This is a genomic window from Streptomyces sp. H39-C1 (genome assembly GCF_027158125.1).
Lineage (GTDB): Bacteria > Actinomycetota > Actinomycetes > Streptomycetales > Streptomycetaceae > Actinacidiphila > Actinacidiphila fildesensis.
Map to the genome: position 1 here is coordinate 12,653 of NZ_JAPVLS010000063.1, position 16,906 is coordinate 29,558.

13 protein-coding genes and 1 tRNA gene are annotated in these 16,906 nt (G+C 69.5%); 7 read left to right on the plus strand and 7 right to left on the minus strand.

Going from position 1 to position 16,906, the window contains the following annotated elements:
* The first annotated feature begins 52 nt into the window (after positions 1-52).
* Genes O3W51_RS32625 through O3W51_RS32640 form a run of 4 tightly spaced genes read left to right on the plus strand, consistent with a single transcriptional unit; the run spans position 53 to position 4,419 of the window.
* Entirely contained in the window at positions 53-982 is a 930-nt protein-coding gene (locus O3W51_RS32625) for a branched-chain amino acid ABC transporter permease (protein WP_138359063.1), read from the plus strand.
* 4 nt (positions 983-986) lie between these two features.
* On the plus strand, positions 987-2,828 hold the full coding sequence (locus tag O3W51_RS32630) for a branched-chain amino acid ABC transporter permease (RefSeq protein WP_138359065.1): 1,842 nt from the start codon (positions 987-989) through the stop codon (positions 2,826-2,828).
* Between the two features lie 8 nt (positions 2,829-2,836).
* Entirely contained in the window at positions 2,837-3,706 is an 870-nt protein-coding gene (locus O3W51_RS32635) for an ABC transporter ATP-binding protein (protein WP_269287991.1), read from the plus strand.
* Positions 3,703-4,419 carry an ABC transporter ATP-binding protein gene (locus tag O3W51_RS32640; RefSeq protein WP_138359069.1) on the plus strand — a complete coding sequence of 239 codons (717 nt, stop codon included), beginning with the start codon at positions 3,703-3,705 and terminating at the stop codon, positions 4,417-4,419. Before O3W51_RS32635 ends, O3W51_RS32640 begins: the two co-directional genes overlap by 4 nt.
* Positions 4,420-4,482: 63 nt before the next feature.
* Here O3W51_RS32640 and O3W51_RS32645 read toward each other — a convergent pair whose 3' ends face one another.
* On the minus strand, positions 4,483-5,058 hold the full coding sequence (locus O3W51_RS32645; protein WP_232484844.1) for an ANTAR domain-containing response regulator: 576 nt from the start codon (positions 5,056-5,058) through the stop codon (positions 4,483-4,485).
* A 147-nt stretch (positions 5,059-5,205) separates the two neighbouring features.
* Between O3W51_RS32645 and O3W51_RS32650 the strand changes: the two genes are divergently transcribed.
* Together O3W51_RS32650 and O3W51_RS32655 are read left to right on the plus strand one after the other, a co-directional pair.
* A tRNA-Leu gene (locus O3W51_RS32650) sits at positions 5,206-5,278 on the plus strand.
* Positions 5,279-5,386: 108 nt separating this feature from the next.
* Complete coding sequence (locus O3W51_RS32655; RefSeq protein ID WP_269287992.1) at positions 5,387-6,151, plus strand: helix-turn-helix domain-containing protein; 765 nt, start codon at positions 5,387-5,389, stop codon at positions 6,149-6,151.
* Positions 6,152-6,170: 19 nt separating this feature from the next.
* Here the strand turns inward: O3W51_RS32655 and pyk are convergent, their stop codons facing one another.
* A complete protein-coding gene (gene pyk, locus O3W51_RS32660) occupies positions 6,171-7,604 on the minus strand; it encodes a pyruvate kinase (protein WP_138359075.1) in 1,434 nt (477 codons plus the stop codon).
* Between the two features lie 160 nt (positions 7,605-7,764).
* Positions 7,765-8,478, minus strand: coding sequence for an SIMPL domain-containing protein (locus tag O3W51_RS32665; RefSeq protein ID WP_138359077.1), 714 nt, complete (start codon positions 8,476-8,478; stop codon positions 7,765-7,767).
* A gap of 130 nt (positions 8,479-8,608) precedes the next feature.
* On the opposite strand from O3W51_RS32665, the gene O3W51_RS32670 reads away from it, so the two are divergent.
* A complete protein-coding gene (locus O3W51_RS32670; RefSeq protein WP_138359079.1) occupies positions 8,609-10,438 on the plus strand; it encodes a bifunctional metallophosphatase/5'-nucleotidase in 1,830 nt (609 codons plus the stop codon).
* On the opposite strand, the gene O3W51_RS32675 is transcribed toward O3W51_RS32670, so the two are convergent.
* The 4 genes from O3W51_RS32675 to O3W51_RS32690 form a co-directional block, all read right to left on the minus strand.
* Positions 10,410-11,828, minus strand: coding sequence for a lysine N(6)-hydroxylase/L-ornithine N(5)-oxygenase family protein (locus tag O3W51_RS32675; RefSeq protein WP_269287993.1), 1,419 nt, complete (start codon positions 11,826-11,828; stop codon positions 10,410-10,412). The genes O3W51_RS32670 and O3W51_RS32675 overlap by 29 nt on opposite strands.
* Positions 11,825-13,213, minus strand: coding sequence for a pyridoxal phosphate-dependent decarboxylase family protein (locus O3W51_RS32680; RefSeq protein WP_198357166.1), 1,389 nt, complete (start codon positions 13,211-13,213; stop codon positions 11,825-11,827). Before O3W51_RS32680 ends, O3W51_RS32675 begins: the two co-directional genes overlap by 4 nt.
* A 244-nt stretch (positions 13,214-13,457) precedes the next feature.
* Complete coding sequence (pepN, locus tag O3W51_RS32685; RefSeq protein ID WP_187144831.1) at positions 13,458-15,977, minus strand: aminopeptidase N; 2,520 nt, start codon at positions 15,975-15,977, stop codon at positions 13,458-13,460.
* A gap of 32 nt (positions 15,978-16,009) precedes the next feature.
* The gene (locus tag O3W51_RS32690; RefSeq protein WP_269287996.1) at positions 16,010-16,903 is read right to left on the minus strand and encodes a helix-turn-helix domain-containing protein; all 894 of its coding nucleotides are present in this window, start codon (positions 16,901-16,903) and stop codon (positions 16,010-16,012) included.
* Positions 16,904-16,906: the final 3 nt, after the last annotated feature.

The following is a 16,906-nucleotide window of genomic DNA, read 5'->3' on the forward strand; positions in this document are numbered from 1 at the left end:
GACCCACCTTCTGTTATCCCCCTGCTCCCCTCAGCGACATGGAGGCCATGCGGTGAACACCCTGCCGCAACAGCTGGCCAACGGGCTGTTCCTCGGCTCGATGTACGGGCTCATCGCCATCGGTTACACGATGGTGTACGGCATCGTCCAGCTCATCAACTTCGCCCACGGCGAGATCTTCATGACCGGCGGGTTCGGCGCCCTCACGGTCTACACGAGCCTCCCCGACGGCACATCCATCTGGGTCGCGCTGCCACTGATGGTGATCGGCGGCTCCCTCGTCGCCGTCCTCATCGCCATCGGCGCGGAACGCTTCGCCTACCGACCGCTGCGCGGAGCCCCACGACTCGCACCACTGATCACCGCCATCGGACTCTCCCTCGCACTCCAGCAGGCAGTCTTCAACTGGTACCCGAAGGCCGACAACGCCCTGTCCTTCCCCCAGCTGCCCGGCGGCCCGTTCCACGTCGGCTCCATCAGCATCCAGAGCGGTGACATCTTCCTCGTCGTCGTCGCCGTGATCTGCATGTCCGGCCTCGCCGCCTTCGTCCGCACCAGCCGCACCGGCCGCGCCATGCAGGCCACCGCGCAGGACCCGGACACCGCGCAGCTCATGGGCATCGACACCAACCGCATCATCGTCATCGCCTTCGCGATCGGCGGACTCTTCGCCGCCGTCGCAGCCGTCGCCTCCGGCCTCAAGTACGGCCAGGTCAAGTACGACATGGGCTTCCAGGCCGGCCTCAAGGCGTTCACCGCGGCCGTCCTCGGCGGCATCGGCAACATCTACGGCGCCATGCTCGGCGGACTCGTCCTCGGCATCGCCGAATCCTGCGCCTCCGCCTACATCTCCAACATCCCCGGAATGGAACAGCTCGGCGGCGGCAGCTGGGCCAACGTCTGGGCCTTCGTCCTCCTCATCGTCGTGCTGCTCGTCCGTCCCCAGGGCCTGCTCGGCGAACGCGTCGCGGACAGGGCGTGATCGTATGACCGACATCTCCCTCACCGCCGTGGACACCCTCCCGGCCGCGAAATCCAGGACCGCCCGGCTCATCCCGCTCCCCCTCGGCGCGGCACGAGCCGTCACCCTGGCCGGCGCCGTCATCAGCGCCGTCTCCACCTTCCTGTCCTGGACCTACACCACCGCCTTCCCCGGCGACCTCACCGTCACCGGCTACCCCGGCGGACTCCAGGTGCTCACCCTCGCCGGAGCCCTGCTCACCACGCTCTTCGCACTCTCCGCGTTCGGCGTCAAGGGCCTCGGCTGGCTGAACCCCAGCCACTCGCAGAACTCCGTACTGCTCCTCGCGCTCGGCACCTTCGTCACCACCTGGTACACGGTGATCGCCATCGCCTACGAGCTGAAGGGCCTCGCCAACCTCGACCCCGGCGGCGTCATCGCCGCCGTCGGCACCCTGGTGCTCGTGATCGGCGCCCTCGGCCTGCCCCTCGACCGGCAGCCCGCGCTGCCCGCCGACGGCGAGTTCTACGAACTGGGCCGGTTCGCCGAGAACGCGTCTGTCCGCCGCGGCTACCGGGCCCTGCGCGACCTGCGCCTCGCCCACAGCGACCGCCCCGTCAACGACCCGCGCACCCTCCCCGGCTGGGTCCAGCGCCTCATCATCACCCTCGCCGCGGCCATCGGCCTCAGCCTGCTCACCTTCGCCATCGGCACCGAGTACTCCGAGATCTTCATCGGCCTCCTCATCCTCATCGCCTTCGGCGCCTGGGGCCTGGGCGCCTCCGGACTCGTCCGGCAGTTCTCGCAGCTCACCGCCGAACACCGCAGCTTCGCCTCCGCGATGGGCTTCACCGCCGCCCTGGCCTACCCGTTCGTCCAGAACGACGAGCACTACGCCAACCTCGGCGTCAACATCCTCATCTTCGGCACCGTCGCCCTCGGCCTGAACATCGTCGTCGGCCTCACCGGCCTCCTCGACCTCGGCTACGTCGCCTTCCTCGGCGTCGGCGCCTACGCCGCGGCACTCGTCTCCGGCTCCCAGTTCTCCATCTGGTCCGGCGTCCAGTTCCCGTTCTGGGCCGCCGCCCTCACCGGCATGGCAGCCTCACTCGTCTTCGGCGTCCTCATCGGCGCACCAACCCTGCGACTGCGCGGCGACTACCTGGCCATCGTCACCCTCGGCTTCGGTGAAATCTTCCGCCTCGCCGTCAACAGCCTCGACGGTGTCTCAGGACCGAAGATCACCAACGGCCCCAACGGCATCGCCCAGATCCCCGATCTGGAGCTGTTCGGCTACAACCTCGGCGACGCCCACGACATCGGCGGCTTCACCCTCGGCCGGTACGCCAACTACTACCTGCTGATGCTCCTGATCACCGTCATCGTGGTCCTCGTCTTCACCCGCTCCGCCAACTCCCGGATCGGCCGCGCCTGGGTCGCCATCCGCGAGGACGAGACCGCCGCCACCGCCATGGGCATCAACGGCTTCCGCGTCAAGCTCATCGCCTTCGCCCTCGGCGCCTCACTCGCCGGCCTCGCCGGAACGGTCAGCGCACACGTCACCTACAACGTCGTGCCCAGCCCGTACCAGTTCGCCGGCGCCGCACCCCCCAACTCCGCCTTCCTCCTCGCCGCCGTCGTCCTCGGCGGCATGGGTACCGTCAGCGGCCCGATCCTCGGCGCCTCACTGCTCTACCTCATCCCCGAGAAGCTCGGCTTCCTGCAGAACTACGAGCTGTTCGCGTTCGGCATCGCCCTGATCCTCCTCATGCGATTCCGCCCCGAGGGCCTCATCGCCAACCGGCGCCGCCAGCTCGAATTCCACGCGGACGACGCACTGGTCCTCCCCGGCAAGGCAGGGGCGTGAAAGACACCATGACCACGACCACCCAAGCCCCCGCCGGGACCCCGCTCCTCGAAGCCAGCGGCGTCATCATGCGCTTCGGCGGCCTCACCGCCGTACGCGACGTCGACCTCACCGTCAACACCGGTGAGATCGTCGGCCTCATCGGCCCCAACGGCGCCGGCAAGACCACCTTCTTCAACTGCCTCACCGGTCTCTACGTGCCCACCGAAGGCACGGTGAAGTACCAGGGCAAGGTCCTGCCGCCCAAGCCCCACCTCGTCACCAAGGCCGGCATCGCCCGCACCTTCCAGAACATCCGGCTCTTCGCCAACATGACCGTCCTGGAGAACGTGCTCGTCGGCCGCCACACCCGCACCAAGGAAGGCCTGCTCTCCGCCCTCATCCGCGGACCCGGCTACCACCGCGCCGAAGCGAAATCCCGCGCACGCGCCATGGAACTCCTCGAGTTCACCGGACTCGCCGACAAGGCCGAGCACCTCGCCCGCAACCTGCCCTACGGCGAACAGCGCAAGCTCGAAATCGCCCGCGCCCTCGCCAGCGAACCCGGACTGCTGCTCCTCGACGAACCCACCGCGGGCATGAACCCCCAGGAGACCCGGGCGACCGAAGAACTCGTCTTCGCCGTCCGCGACCAGGGCATCTCCGTACTCGTCATCGAGCACGACATGCGCTTCATCTTCAACCTCTGCGACCGCGTCTCCGTCCTCGTCCAGGGCGAGAAACTCGTCGAAGGCACCAGCGAGGTCGTCCAGCGCGACGACCGCGTCATCGCCGCGTACCTCGGCGAACCCTTCGAAGGCGCACCCGAGGACGAAGCCGGCGCCGAGATCGAAGCCGCGGAAGCGCGCAACATCAGCAAGACGGAGGACGACCAATGACCGCACTTCTCGAAGTCGAGGACCTGCGCGTCGCCTACGGCAAGATCGAGGCCGTCAAGGGCATCTCGTTCAGCGTCGAGGCCGGCCAGATCGTCACCCTGATCGGCACCAACGGCGCGGGCAAGACCACCACGCTCCGGACCCTGTCGGGGCTGATCAAGCCCGTCGCCGGCCGTATCGTCTTCGACGGCCAGCCGCTCGCCCGGGTACCGGCGCACAAGATCGTCTCCCTCGGGCTCGCACACTCCCCCGAAGGCCGGCACATCTTCCCGCGCCTCACCATCGAGCAGAACCTGCAACTCGGCGCGTTCCTCCGCAAGGACTCCGCCGGCATCACCAAGGACATCCAGCGCGCCTACGAGCTCTTCCCCATCCTCGGGGAACGGCAGAAGCAGGCCGCCGGCACCCTCTCCGGCGGTGAACAGCAGATGCTCGCCATGGGCCGGGCCCTGATGTGCCAGCCCAAGCTGCTCATGCTCGACGAGCCCTCCATGGGCCTCTCCCCGATCATGATGCAGAAGATCATGCACACCATCGTGGAACTCAAGGCCCAGGGCACCACGATCCTGCTCGTCGAACAGAACGCGCAGGCCGCGCTCTCGCTCGCCGACCAGGGCCACGTCATGGAGATCGGCAAGATCGTCCTGTCGGGCACCGGCTCCAACCTCCTGCACGACGAATCCGTGCGGAAGGCGTACCTCGGCGAGGACTGACCCGCCACGACGAAGGGCCCGCACCGGGAAACGGTGCGGGCCCTTCGCCATGTCCAGCGCGCGCTACTTCTCCGGAACCTCGTCGATCACGGCCTGCGCGACCTGCTGCATCGACATCCGGCGGTCCATCGACGTCTTCTGGATCCAGCGGAACGCCGCCGGCTCGGACAGCCCGTACTTCGTCTGCAGCACACTCTTCGCCCGGTCCACCAGCTTCCGGGTCTCCAGCCGCAACGACAGATCCGCGACCTCGAGCTCCAGCGCCCGCAGCTCCTGGAAGCGGCTCACCGCCATCTCTATGGCCGGCACCAGATCGCTCTTGCTGAACGGCTTCACGAGATACGCCATCGCCCCGGCATCCCGAGCCCGCTCCACGAGCTCCCGCTGGGAGAACGCGGTCAGCATCAGCACCGGCGCGATCTTCGCCTTCGCGATCAGCTCGGCGGCGGAGATCCCGTCCAGGACGGGCATCTTCACATCCAGGATCACCAGATCCGGCCGGTGCTCCTCGGCCAGCTTGACGGCGGTCTCACCGTCGCCGCAGTCGCCGACGACGGAGTAGCCCTCTTCCTCCAGCATCTCCTTGAGATCGAGCCGGATCAGTGCCTCGTCCTCGGCGATGACGACGCGCGTCGTCATCGGCGGTACGTGCGACTGCTCGTCTATGGGCTCGGCGGCGCTCAACGGGACTCCTCGATCATGGCGGGGGGTACTGCCCCCTGAGCCTACCTAGCTCCTGTATCTTTGGAGCACGGAGGGATTGCGCTACCCTTTGTTTCGAAGGGGGCCCCGGTAGCCCAGCGGTAGAGGCCATGGATTCAAAACCCATCCAGCGTCGGTTCGAATCCGACTCGGGGCACTTTCCCTTCAATTCCAAGGCCTTCGCGGCTTGGCGATCTTCACCAGTCGGAGTGAACAAGGCTTCGATTCGGCCTGCTGGCACAAATGCCAGGCCAAGATCGCCCGTGTGTACGACATCGAAACCAGGCATCGAGTGCTCGCCCTGGTCGCCGAAGGGCGCAGCCTCAACTCCATCAGCGGCCTGACCGGGATATCCCGCGCCACGATCCGCGATTGGCACGTCTGCGTTGAGCCGATCCAGCGGAAGGCCGAATGCTTTCGCTGCACCACATCTACCGCTCTCCGACGCCCTGCCTACACCTATCTTCTGGGCCTTTACCTCGGCGACGGATGCCTCAGCGCCCAGCCGCGCGGCGTCTTCGCCCTCCGGATCGCCTGCGCGGACTCATGGCCGGGTCTCATCGAGTCCTGCGAAGCGGCGATCCGCGCGATTCACCCGGACAACGCCGTCTGCCGCGTACGCAGGGCGGGTTGCACCATGGTGACGTCCACCAGCAAGCACTGGCCGTGCCTCTTCCCGCAGCACGCCCCGGGCAAGAAGCACGAGCGGCGCATCGTCCTCGAACCCTGGCAGCAGGAGATCGTCGACGCCCACCCGTGGGAGTTCATCCGGGGGCTCATCCACTCCGACGGGTGCCGGATCACCAACTGGACCACCCGGATCGTCGGCGGCGAGCCGAAGCGCTACGAGTACCCGCGGTACTTCTTCACCAACAAGTCGGACGACATCCGCGCCCTGTTCAGCGACACCCTCGACAAGGTCGGCGTCGAATGGAAAGTCACCCGTCGCGGCAAGGACCCGTACAACGTTTCCGTCGCGCGCCGCGCGTCCGTCGCGTTGATGGACCTGCATGTGGGGCCCAAGTACTGAGCCCCACGGAGTGGTCCGGCTACTTCGGGGAGTCGTCCTCGCCGATGTGGTGCACGCGCACCATGTTCGTCGTGCCGGGCACGCCCGGCGGGGAGCCGGCGGTGATGACCACGACGTCGCCCTTGCGGCACTTGCCGATGCGGAGCAGCGCTTCGTCGACCTGGTCCACCATCTCGTCGGTGGTCTGGACCATGGGGCCGAGGAGGGTTTCGACGCCCCAGGTGAGGTTGAGCTGGGAGCGGGTGGCGGGTTCGGGGGTGAAGGCGAGGAGGGGGATCGGGGAGCGGTAGCGGCTGAGGCGGCGGACGGTGTCGCCTGATTGGGTGAAGGCGACGAGGTACTTGGCGCCGAGGAAGTCACCCATTTCGGCGGCGGCGCGGGCGACGGCGCCGCCCTGGGTGCGGGGCTTGTTGCGTTCGGTGAGCGGGGGGAGGCCGGAGGAGAGGATCTCTTCCTCGGAGGCGCAGATGATGCGGCCCATGACCTTGACGGTTTCGATGGGGTGTTTGCCGACGCTGGTTTCGCCGGAGAGCATGACGGCGTCGGTGCCGTCCATGATGGCGTTGGCGACGTCGGAGGCTTCGGCGCGGGTGGGGCGGGATGCGTCGATCATGGAGTCGAGCATCTGGGTGGCGACGATGACCGGTTTGGCGTTGCGCTTGGCGAGTTTGATGGCGCGCTTCTGGACCATGGGGACGGCTTCGAGGGGCATTTCGACGCCGAGGTCGCCGCGGGCGACCATGATGCCGTCGAAGGCGTCGACGATCTCTTCGAGGTTGTCGACGGCCTGCGGCTTCTCGATCTTGGCGATGACGGGGACGCGGCGTCCCTCTTCCTTCATGATGCGGTGGACGTCGATGACGTCCTGGGCACTGCGGACGAAGGAGAGGGCGATGATGTCGGCGCCGATGCGCAGGGCCCAGCGGAGGTCTTCGATGTCTTTTTCGGAGAGGGCGGGGACGGAGACCGCGACGCCGGGGAGGTTGAGTCCCTTGTTGTCGGAGACCATGCCGCCTTCGATGACGATGGTGTGGACGCGGGAGCCCTGGACTTCGGTGACTTCGAGGGTGACGCGGCCGTCGTCGACGAGGATGCGTTCGCCTTTGGTGACGTCGGCGGCGAGTCCTTTGTAGGTGGTGCCGCAGCGCTGGCGGTCGCCTTCGACGTCTTCGACGGTGATGGTGAATTCGTCGCCGCGTTCAAGGAGTACGGGGCCTTCGGTGAAGCGGCCGAGGCGGATCTTCGGGCCCTGAAGGTCGGCGAGGACGCCGACGCTGCGTCCGGTCTCTTCCGAGGCTTTGCGTACGCGGTGGTAGCGGTCCTCGTGGTCGGGGTAGGAGCCGTGGCTCAGGTTGAGGCGGGCGACGTCCATTCCGGCTTCGACGAGTGCCTTGATCTGGTCGTAGCTGTCGGTGGCGGGGCCCAGGGTGCAGACAATTTTTGCTCGGCGCATGTTTCGAGCCTATGACTTACTGACGGGTAGGCAGATGGGTGGAGGCGACTGTCCAACGTCGGCTGGATTAACGGTTGTTGACAAGTGTCGAACGTGCATGGCAGTGCTCATGTGAGCAGCGTGGCGGGTCCCGGTGGGGGCCGGGTGGAGGGCCGCCGGGTCAGCCGAGCGGGGGCGGGGTCATGGTGAAGTGTGCGGTGACGTGTGCGGAGACGTTCTGCCGTTCGGGTTCGAGGTCGAGGGACTGCGGGGCGAAGTCGGCCATGCCGGGGCCGCCGGCGGCGCGGGAGCTCATGGCGCCGAAGGCCTGTCGGGGGTAGGGGGTGGCCTGCTGGACGCCTTCGTCGGCGAGTTCGATGAGGGCGGTGAGGGTGGAGCCGAGGGCTTCGGCGTATTCGCGGGCGCGTTGGACGGCGTCGTGGACGGCTTGCCTGCGGGCTTCGCGGTAGATGGTCGACTGGGGGCGCAGCGACCACCAGGGGCCGTCGACGGAGGTGAGTTCGAGGTCGGCGAGGCGGGTGGTGAGTTCGCCGAGGGCGGTGAAGTCGGTGAGGGTGGCGCCGATGCGTACGACGCCGTGGTAGGCGCGGATCTTCTCGCCGCGGTCGCGGCCTTTTTCGCGGAGTTCCGGAGTGAGGCCGAAGGTGCCGGTTTCGATCTTCTCGACGGCTTCGCCGTAGCTCTTGATGAGGTCGAGGGCCTGGGTGTTGCGCCGGGTGAGGTCGTCGAGGGTGTGGCGGCGGTCGGCGCCGCGGGATCTGACGGTGACGGCGATGCGGGCGAGTTCGGGTTCGACCTCGAGGGTGGCTTCGCCGCGGACGCCGACGTGCGGGGCTTCGGCGGTCGGGTGGGTCCTGTCCGTTTCTGTGGCCATGTGCCCCACTGTCGCAGGCGGGGCATTCTCCGGCGGGACATCTGATGGAAACGCCTGGGGGGTGTTGCGGGGCGGTGTTCCTGCGCCAGAATCTACGCGCGTTACATCACCGGACAGACCAGGAGCCGACATGCCGCTCAACCGAAGGACCTTCCTCAACCGTTCCGCCGCCACGGGTGCGGGGGTGGCGCTCGCGGGCGCCACGGGGGCCGTTGCCGGCGCCGCGCCGGCGCAGGCGCACGACGAGGGGCGTGGGCACGGGCACGGCCCGAAGACGTACTCGCTGCGGGTGCTGGGCACGACGGATCTGCACGGCCATGTCTTCAACTGGGACTACTTCACGGACAAGGAGTACGACGACAGCACCCACAACGACGTGGGTCTGGCGAAGATCTCCACGCTGGTGGAGCAGGCGCGTGCCGAGAAGGGCTGCGACCGCACCCTGTTGATCGACGCGGGCGACATCATCCAGGGCACGCAGTTGTCGTACTACTACGCGCGGGTGGACCCGATCACCGGCACCGCCGGCAAGCGCGCACCGGTGCACCCGATGGCGCTGGCGATGAACCACATGCGGTACGACGCGGCGGCGCTGGGCAACCATGAGTTCAACTACGGCATTCCGGTGCTGCGCAAATTCCAGGAGCAGTGCGACTTCCCGCTGCTGGCGGCGAACGCGGTGGACGCGAAGACGCTGAAGCCGGCGTTCCCCCCGTACACGATCAAGCGGATCAGGGTGCACGGCGGGCAGGACATCAAGGTCGGGATCCTGGGGCTGACGAATCCGGGGATCGCGATCTGGGACAAGGCCAATGTGCAGGGGAAGATGGCGTTCCCGGGTCTGGTGGAGCAGGCGAAGATCTATGTGCCGAAGCTGCGGGCGCTGGGCTGTGACGTGGTGATCTGTACGGATCACTCGGGTCTTGACGGCAGTACGTCGTACGGGGACGCGCTGCCGTATCCGGAGAACGCGTCGTCGCTGGTGGCGGAGCAGGTGCCGGGGATCGACGCGATCCTGGTGGGGCACACGCACAAGGAGGTCGCGTCGCGCACGGTCGTCAACACGGTGTCCGGCAAGAACGTGGTGCTGTCGGAGCCGCTGATGTGGGGGATGCGGCTGAGTGTCTTCGACATCGGGCTGGAGTTCTCGCGGGGCCGCTGGTCGGTGACGTCGGTGGTGGCGGAGGTCCGCAACGCGAACGCGGTGGCGGAGGACCCGCATGTGGTGAAGCTGGTGAAGGCGGAGCACGACAAGGTCGTGGCGTATGTGAACCAGGTGGTCGGTACGTGCACGGTCGCGATGGCGGCGACCGAGGCACCGTACAAGGACACGCCGATCATCGACTTCATCAACGCGGTGCAGAGCCAGACGGTGAAGGCTGCGTTGGCGGGGACGGCGTACGCGGCGCTGCCGGTGCTGTCGCAGGCGGCGTGTTTCTCGCGGACGGCGGCGATTCCGGCGGGTCAGGTGTCGTTGCGGGATGTGGCGGGTCTGTATGTGTACGAGAACACGCTGGACGCGCGGGTGCTCACGGGTGCGCAGGTGAAGGACTATCTGGAGTTCTCGGCGAAGTACTTCGTGCAGACCGCGGCGGGTGCGGTGGTGGATGTGTCGAAGCTGACGAACGCGGACAGCACTCCGGACTACAACTACGACGTGGTGGGCGGGGTGTCGTACGAGATCGACATCGCGAAGCCGGTGGGTTCGCGGATCACCAATCTGACGTTCCAGGGCGCGCCGCTGGATCCGTCGGCGAAGTTCGTGCTGGCGGTGAACAACTACCGGGCGAACGGTGGCGGCAATTTCCCGCATGTGGCGGCGACGCCGTCGGTGTGGGCGAATTCGGACGAGATCCGGAACACGATCATCGCGTGGGTGAAGGCGAACGGTTCGATCGATCCGTCCGCCTTCGGCGGTGACAGCTGGAAGCTCACCCGCGACGGAGTGCCGCTGTTCTAGTCGGCACGTTGGAGGCGGCCGTCCCGTCGAGGCCGAAGGTGGTGAACGACGTTCTGGCCGGCAGGGGGTAGGGCTCCTTGCCGGTCAGTGCGTTGAGGATGACGGCGGAGCGCCAGGCGACGAGGCCGAGGTCGGGGGCGCCGACGCCGTGGGTGTGGCGGTTGGCGTTCTGGATGTGGACGGCGCCGCTGATGGACGGGTCGAGGGCGAGCCGGTGGTCGGCGTCGATGCGGGGCCGGCCGGCGGCGTCGCGGCGCAGGTAGGGGTGGAGCGGGGCGAGCAGTTGGTCGACGGAGCGTTCGCGGTAGCCGGTGGCGAGGATGACGGCGCTGGTCTGCAGGCGGCTGCGGGTGCCTTGTTGTTCGTGTTCGAGGTGGAGTTCGATGCCGGTGCTGCCGAGGCGTCCCGCGGTGCGGACGGTGACGCCGGGGGTGAGGGTGGCGTCGGGCCAGCCGCCGTCGAGGGTGCGGCGGTAGAGCTCGTCGTGGATGGCGTTGATGGTGTCGTGGTCGATGCCTTTGTGGAGTTGCCACTGCTGGGGGACGAGCTGGTCGCGGACGGGTTCGGCGAGGCCGTGGAAGTAGCGGGTGTAGTCGGGGGTGAACTGTTCGAGGCCGAGTTTGCTGTATTCCATGGGTGCGAAGGCGGGGGTGCGGGCGATCCAGGTGAGGCGTTCGCGGCCGGCGGGGCGGGCGCGCAGCAGGTCGAGGAAGACTTCGGCGCCGGACTGTCCTGATCCGACGACGGTGATGTGGTCGGTGGCGAGGAGCCGGGCGCGCTGGTTGACGTAGTCGCTGGAGTGGATGACGGGGACGGTGGGGGCTTCGGCGAGGGGGCGCTGGGGTTCGGGGACGTAGGGGCTGGTGCCGATGCCGATGACGAGGTTGCGGGCGTGGGTGCGGCCGAGGGCTTCGGCTTCGCCGTTGCGGTCGAGGTGGGTGTGGTCGACCTCGAACAGGGCGCGGCCGGGGTTCCAGCGGACGGTGTCGACCTGTTGGCCGAAGTGGGTGGTGGTGAGGGTGTCGGCGACCCAGCGGCAGTAGGCGTCGTATTCGGCGCGGTGGATGTGGAAGCGCTCGGCGAAGTAGAAGGGGAAGAGGCGTTCGCGGGTTTTGAGGTAGGAGAGGAACGACCAGCGGCTGGTGGGGTCGGCGAGGGTGACGAGGTCGGCGAGGAACGGGACCTGGAGGGTGGCGCCGTCGATGAGCAGGCCGGGGTGCCATTGGAAGGAGGGCCGTTGGTCGTAGAAGGCGGCGGTGAGGTGGGGGATGCCGTCGGCGAGGGCGGCGAGGGAGAGGTTGAAGGGGCCGATGCCGATGCCGAGGAGGTCGAGGGGTTCTTCGGGGGTGGCGGGTTCGGTGGGTTCCGGGGTGGGGGGCGCTGTCGTCATCGGGCCGTGGTGCCTTCCGTGGTGAGGTGCAGGAGCGCTGTGAGGTCGGCGGGCCGGGTGTGCGGGTTGAGCAGGGTGGCTTTGAGCCAGAGGCGTCCGTCGGCGTGGGCGCGGCCGAGTACGGCGTGGCCTTCGTGCAGGAGGCGGCGGCGGAGGGCGGCGACGTGGGTGTCGTCGGCGTGGGTGGGGCGGAACAGGACGGTGCTGATCTCGGGGCGGCCGCGCAGGGTGAGGGCGGGGTGGGCGTCGATGAGGTCGGCGAGGTGCTGGGCCTGGTCGCAGACGGTGTCGACGAGGGCGCCGAGTCCTTCGCGGCCCAGTGCGCGGAGGGTGACGGCGATCTTGAACACGTCGGGGCGGCGGGTGGTGCGCAGGGAGCGGCCGAGGAGGTCGGGGAGGCCCGCTTCGGTGTCGTCGTCGGCGTTGAGGTAGTCGGCCTGGTGGGCGAGCGGCCGCAGGGCGGTGGTGTCGCGTACGGCGAGCAGGCCGGCGGCGATGGGCTGCCAGCCGAGTTTGTGCAGGTCGAGGGTGACGGAGTCGGCGAACGGCAGGCCGTCGAGGCGGTGTGCCGCGCGGTCGCTGAACAGCAGGGGTCCGCCGTAGGCGGCGTCGATGTGGAGTTCGGCGCCGTGGGCGGCGGTGTGGTGGGCGATCTCGGGGAGCGGGTCGATGGCGCCGGTGTCGGTGGTTCCGGCGGTCGCGACGACGAGGACGGGGCCGGGGTCGCGGAGCTCGCCGAGGGCGGTGTGGAGGGTGGCCGGATCGAGGGTGCCGGCGGGGGTGGGCAGGACGTGGGCCGGTGGCAGGCCCAGGAGCCAGATGGCGCGCTGGATGCTGTGGTGGGCGTTGGCTCCGCACACGACCCGCAGGGCCGGTCCGCCGGGGTGGCGTTCGCGGGCGAGCAGCAGGGCGAGGTGGTTGGACTCGGTGCCGCCGCTGGTGACGAGGGCGTCGGGGGCGCGGTGGCCGGGGTAGACGAGGGCGGCGAGGGCGGCGGTGGTCTCGGCTTCGAGGGCGCTGGCGGCGGGTGCCTGGTCCCAGGAGTCGAGGGACTGGTTGAGGGCGCTCGCGGCGAGGTCCGCGGCGACGGCGAGGGCCAGCGGCGGGCAGTGCAGATGGGCGACGCAGCGCGGGTGCGCGGGGTCGGCGGCTCCGGCGGCGAGGGCGTGGACGAGGGTGCGCAGCGCGTGTTCCGCGCCGGTTCCGGTGTGTGGGATGACGGGGGCGCACGCGTCGCGTACGTGCCGGGCGACGGTGTCGGGGCCGCCGGCGGGGAGGGGTCCGCCGCGGGCGGTGGCGCCGGCGGTCAGTGCGTCGAGGACGGTGTCCAGCAGGGGGCGCAGGTGGCCGGGTCCTGTGATCCCTCCGGCGAGCTGGGGTGGCATGGGGTGGCCCCTTCGCGGTCGCTGCCTGTCGGGCGGGCGGTTCCGCCCGGTGTGCTCAACGAGAGCCACCGGTCAGGGGTATTGCGGGGCCGGTGCGGAGGATCGGATTCCGGCCGTGCGGGGGGGTGGTCAGGGCGGTGTGATCGGGCAGGTCGGACGCTTCGTGGCAGGGTTTGGCGCAGGGTGCCCGCCCGGCCGGCGGGCACCCTGGTGGAACGGTCCTGGGCCGTGGCGTCGCCGTGGCCTAGCCGCGGACGGTGTCGTCGGCCGGCTCGGGGTATGTCGCCCGGATCTTCAACGCCCTTTGCAGGTCGTGGAGTTGGTCGGCGAGCTGGCGGCGCAGGGCCGGCAGCGGGTTCGCGTCGCGCAGGCATTCGCCGCCGAGCCGCAGGGTGGACATGTCGGTGGCCGTGGTGGGGAAGGCGTGCCGGCCGGCGGCGGTGGCGAGCGCGGGTCCGCGGCGGGCGGCGACGGCGGTGGCCGCCGCGAAGTAGTGCGGTACGTACCCGTGCAGCAGATGGTGCTGTTCCGGCTGCCAGAAGCCCTGGGCAGTGGCGGTGAACAGATAGACCGACAGGGAGTCGTCGCCGAACATCGAGGTCCAGGCGGCGTGTTTGGCCTGCGGGTCGGGGAGGGCGGCGCGGCAGCGGGCCGCGCCCTCCTCGCCGGAGGCGCTGGGGTCGCGGGCGAGTTCCGCGGCGATGTCCCCAGGGGTGGCGGCGCCGAGGACGGTGAGGCGGAGCAGCAGCTGCCAGCGCAGTTCGGGGTCGAGGGCGGGTCCGTCGGTGATCCGGCCGGCGGTGAGCCAGTCGCGCAGCCGTGCGGTGTCGGATCCGGTGACGGCGCAGTCGATGAGGGTGCGGGCAGCGCTGAGGTGCAGGGCGGTGTCGGCTCCGTACAGAAAGGTGCGGCAGACACCGGCGAGCAGGGTGAGGTCGGCGGTGCGGCGGGCGGGGCCGCGGTAGCGGTCGATGAGCTGGCCGCGGGTGAAGGCGAGGACGCCCTGGACGATGGCGGGGTCGGTCTCGGCGGGCAGGTGCCGCAGCACGAGCTCGAAGTAGTCGCCGGGCGGCAGTTCGCCGTCGCGTACCAGGTCGCGGGCGGCGTTCCAGACCACGGCGCGGGAGAGCGGGTCGGGCAGGCCGCTGAGGCATTCGGTGACGGTGGTCCACGACTGGTCGTCGAAGCGGATCTTGGTGTAGCTGAGGTCGCCGTCGTTGAGCAGCACCAGGTCGGGGCGGACGGGGCGGCCTTCGGGCAGCAGCGGGACGCGGGGGGCGGCGAGGTCCGCTGCGAGGCGTTCGCGCAGGACGAGCCGGCACGGGTCGGTCACGGCGCGGTCGTACAGGCCGACGCCGATGCGGTGCGGGCGGCTGCCGGTACGGGCGATGAACGGTGCGGCGGGGCCGTCGAAGTGCGGCTGGAGGGTGTCGACGCCGGTGGTGCGCAGCCACTGCGCGGCCCATTTGCGGACGTCGCGGTCGGTGGCGCCGGCGAGGGACTCGATGAAGTCGTCGAGGGTGGCGTTGCCGAAGCGGTGCCGGGCCATGTGGTCGTTGACGCCCGCGAGGAAGTCCCTGGTGCCGAGCCAGGCGACGAGCTGCCGCAGTGCGGAGGCGCCCTTCGCGTAGGAGATGCCGTCGAAGTTCAGCATCGCGGAGGCGGTGTCGGGGACGGCTTCCGGGGCGACGGGATGGGTGGAGGGGCGCTGGTCGGCGTCGTAGCCGTAGATCTTGCGGGCGATGGCGAAGTCGGTCCAGGTGCTGGTGAAGCCGGTGGCTTCGGCGAGCACCTGGTAGCCGAGGTACTCCGCGAAGGACTCGTTGAGCCAGATGTCGTCCCACCAGCGCAGGGTGACGAGGTCGCCGAACCACATGTGGGCCATTTCGTGGGCGATGACGACGGCCCGGCTCTGGCGTTCGGTGTGGGTGACGGCGGAGCGGTAGACGTATTCGTCGCGGAGGGTGACGAGGCCGGGGTTCTCCATAGCGCCCCAGTTGAGCTCCGGGACGAACGCCTGGTCGTAGGAGTCGAAGGCGTAGGGCTCGTCGAAGATCTCGTGGTAACGGTCGAAGCAGCGGCGGGTGGTGTCGAGGAGCTCGGCCGCGTTGCTCTCCAGGTGCGGTCCCAGGCTCTTGCGGGCGTGCAGGCCGAAGGGCAGTCCGGCGTGTTCGGTGCGGATGCTGTACCAGGGGCCCGCGGCGACCGCGAGGAGGTAGGTGCTGATGGGCGGTGTCTTGGCGAGCTGCCAGTGCCCTTCGCCGGCGCGGGTGCGCTGCGCTATGCCGTTGCCGAGGACGGTCCAGGCGGGCGGGGCGGTGACGGTGACGTCGAAGACGGCCTTGAGGTCGGGCTGGTCGAACGTGGCGGCGAACGCGGGGCTGTGGTCGAGGCCGAGCTGGGAGTACGTGTAGACCTCGCCGTCGGCGGGGTCGGTGAAGCGGTGCATGCCTTCGCCGGTGCGGGAGTAGTGCATGTCCGCGTCGATCCGCAGTTCGTTGTCGGCCCGCAGCCCGGTGAGCGGGAGCCGGCCGTCGTCCAGGGTGCCGGGGTCGAGCGCGTGGCCGTTGAGTGCGGCGCTGTGCAGTGCGGCGGGCCTGAGGTCGATGAAGGTGGCGGCGCCGGCTTCACGCGCGCTGAAGCGGATCACCGTGGTGGAGCGGAAGGTCGCGTCGCCGCGGGTGAGGTCCAGGTGGATCGCGTAATGGTGAACGTCGATCAGGCGGGCGCGGGTCTCGGCCTCGGCGCGAGTCAGGGCTGGCATGCCGGACATGCTGCCGTACGAGGTGGTCCAGGTCACGGCCCGGGGTGATCTGCGGCCTGCCGGGTGATCTTCCGGGGGTCGAGGTGGTCGGTGGACCAGCCGCCGGGGACGGTGCGGTACTGCTGTTCGCGGAAGCGTACGGGGGCGGCGCCGACCCGGCGGGTGAACAGCCGGCTGAAGTAGGCGGGGTCCTCGTAGCCGACGCGGCGGGCGACGGCGGCGACCGGCAGGTCGGTGGCGGCGAGGAGTTCCTTGGCGCGGCCGAGCCGGATGCCGAGCAGGTAGTCCGTGGGGCTGCAGCCGGCGCTGCGGCGGACCGCGGCGCGCAGTTCGGCCAGCGTCATGCCGTGCCGGGCGGCGTGTTCCGCGATGGTCAGCGGCAGGAACGCGTCGCGGGCGAGGGCGTCGAGCACCCGGTCGCCGTCGCCGGTGGTGTCGGCGCGGGCGCGGCGCAGGGCGACGAGGAGTTCATGGACGGCGGCGGAGCTCTCGACTTCCAGGAGCGGGTTTCCGGGGCGGGCCGCGCGGGCGATGCGGGCGATGACGGCGCGCGGTCCCGTGGTGTCGCTGAGCGGGACGAGGGGCCGGTCGGGCTCGATGTAGCCGAGTTCGGTGTAGGTGGCGGCGGCCGGTCCGGTGAAGTCGACGAAGCTCTCGTCCCAGCCGCTGCCGGGGTGCGGCGCGTAGTGGTGTTCGGCGTCGGGGGTGAGCCACAGCAGGGTGGGCGCGGTGATCTCCACGGCGTCGCCGCCGCGGTGCCGGAACCAGCCGGAGCCGGCGCTGATGACGACGGCGACGTGGTGGTCGATGGTGCGCGGCCCGACGGTGGGCAGCGCTCCGTGCTGCATGCCGACGCCGAGGCATACCAGGCCGAGCCGGTGGTGGACCGGGTTCGGGGAGAAGTAGCGCATCCATGTGTGGAACATCGA